We start from the raw sequence: 2188 nt of genomic DNA, 5'->3' as shown, positions 1-2188 counted from the left end.
TCCTTCTGATGATATTTTCCGCATAAAGTTCTCCATTAAAAAAGCCCCACACAAGGTGAGGCTGAATGAAAATCTAAAAATAAATTTCTTTCCATAAAAAAGCAGGAGAGAAAAGTAGTGTTTTAAAGGCTTAAATTAGTGTTGAGATAGAATGAGCCAAATTACATAATGTTTTTTTCTAAAAGCTTCAAACTAAAAAGGATTGGAGGTTTAATCCTAATCCACTCTAAAGAATGAAATTTTACGAGGTAGCTGATAAAAAATATTATTGGTTAAAATTTAGAATCTGCTAATCAGTTATGCAATTTCTAATTGTGGGATTTAATGTAATGACTGAGATAAGATACATAAGCTTAGAAGATTTCTGTGGGCTTGATAAGGAAGAAAAAAGAAGCTTTGGAAACTTTCTCAAAAAAAAAAGAAGTGAGCTGATTTCACCTACCCATGATATTGTATATCAAGTAGCACAGGAAAACGAACAAATTATCAATGAGTTTCTCGAAAAAAATGCAATCTCTAAAACAATTTTTTATATGAGAGAATTATCGTACTCCGCATTGTTAAAACAAGAATCTGCTTTTAATTCTGCTATCTTGATGGAAATTAGTCAACAGTTTGAAATGCCTAAAAGGGTTATTTCTGAATTAAGTTTAAAATTATTTCAACTTAACATTTGCGATTATCAAAAATTTAATGAGCAGCTAATAAGTTGTTTTGGCCAATATGCAGAAAAAATCATTCCGTATATTTATGCATTGTGTCTTAGCAATACACAATCACGTCGTTCAAGAGCGGGAAAAACATTTGAAGATATCATTTATTTTTTATATAATCGTTTTGGCTACCGCTTTGATGCTCAAAGAAAAATTGCAAAAGACTTATTTCAAAAAGCAGGTTTAGGTAAAATGGTTGATTCAGTTCTACCGAGTGTGGAGAGTTTTGAGAAAAGACGTGGTAAGACTGTTATTGGCACAATGAAAACTACTTTGCGTGAACGTTGGCAAGAAGTTATCGAAGAACTATCAAGATCCCAAGCTCCTAATATTCATTTATTGACGGTTGATAATGATATATCTCTAAATAAAATTGAACAAATGAACAAGCATAATATCGTTCTCGTCGTACTCGACACAGTTAAAAATCAGGAAAAAGTGTTATGCAATCATAGTGTCATAGATTTTGAAACATATTTTTTGGAAGAATTGCCTGAAATCTTTAATTATTGGAAAAATCAGTAAGATGTTTAAGATAATTGACTTATTTGCTGGTATTGGTGGAATTCGTTTAGGCTTCGAATCGGCATTTGGTTTGAATAACGCTCAGTGTGTTTTTACATCAGAAATTGATAAATACTCTATCCAAACTTACAGGCTTAATTTTAATAATGACTACGTTCATGGAGATATTACTCGGATCCATGAAGAAGAAATACCAGAACACGATATTTTATTAGCAGGCTTTCCTTGCCAACCTTTTTCGCAAGCAGGTTTGAAGAAAGGGTTTGCAGATGCACGTGGGACTTTATTTTTTGATATCAACAGAATTTTATTTTACAGAAAGCCTCGAGCATTTTTATTAGAAAATGTTAAACAATTAAAGGGGCATGATAAGGGACGCACTCTTGCTAGTATCATAGAGCATTTACAATCAAGTGGCTATAAAGTTTTTTATGATATCTTAAGAGCACGAGATTTTGGGGTTCCTCAAAATCGTGAACGCATATATATAGTTGGCTTTTTAGATCATTCTACAGATTTTAAATTTCCATCTCCCATGAATATTAAAACAAGAGTGGGGGATATTTTAGAGAGCGATGTTGATGAAAAATATACAATTAGTAACACTCTTTGGCATGGACACCAACGAAGAAAAGCTCAGAATAAACTAAATGGTAAGGGGTTTGGTTATAGCCTTTTCAATATGGAATCACCATATACAAATACACTTTCTGCCCGTTATTACAAAGACGGAAGTGAAATACTCATAATGCAGAATAATAAAAATCCCAGAAAGTTAACTCCAAGAGAGGCAGCCCGCTTGCAAGGGTTCCCTGAAAGCTATCAGATCCCTGTATCTGACGCACAAGCTTATCGCCAATTTGGAAACAGTGTATCTGTTCCTGTCATTAAAGCTATCGCGTTGCAGATGAAAAAATATCTGTAGTAAAATACGTTTTCACTCATATATC

2 protein-coding genes are annotated in these 2188 nt (G+C 33.0%); both read left to right on the top strand.

The window, feature by feature from the left end; genetic code table 11:
* Positions 1–329: 329 nt before the first annotated feature.
* Positions 330–1238 (top strand): type II restriction endonuclease, encoded by a 909-nt coding sequence (locus BN202_RS09515; protein ID WP_019219864.1) that lies wholly within the window; start codon positions 330–332, stop codon positions 1236–1238.
* Positions 1180–2163, top strand: coding sequence for a DNA cytosine methyltransferase (locus BN202_RS06760; RefSeq protein WP_198005547.1), 984 nt, complete (start codon positions 1180–1182; stop codon positions 2161–2163). The genes BN202_RS09515 and BN202_RS06760 overlap by 59 nt, the downstream gene beginning before the upstream one ends.
* Positions 2164–2188 lie beyond the last annotated feature (25 nt).

Origin of the sequence: Bartonella florencae, assembly GCF_000312525.1 — a bacterium.
GTDB lineage: Bacteria > Pseudomonadota > Alphaproteobacteria > Rhizobiales > Rhizobiaceae > Bartonella > Bartonella florencae.
The sequence above is the reverse complement of the archived record's forward strand: the minus strand, read 5'-3'. Positions and strand labels throughout refer to the sequence as shown.

Excerpts from the sequence above, each read along its gene's own strand:
- BN202_RS09515 (WP_019219864.1), top strand. The coding sequence starts at position 330 with ATGACTGAGATAAGATACATAAGCTTAGAAGATTTCTGTGGGCTTGAT.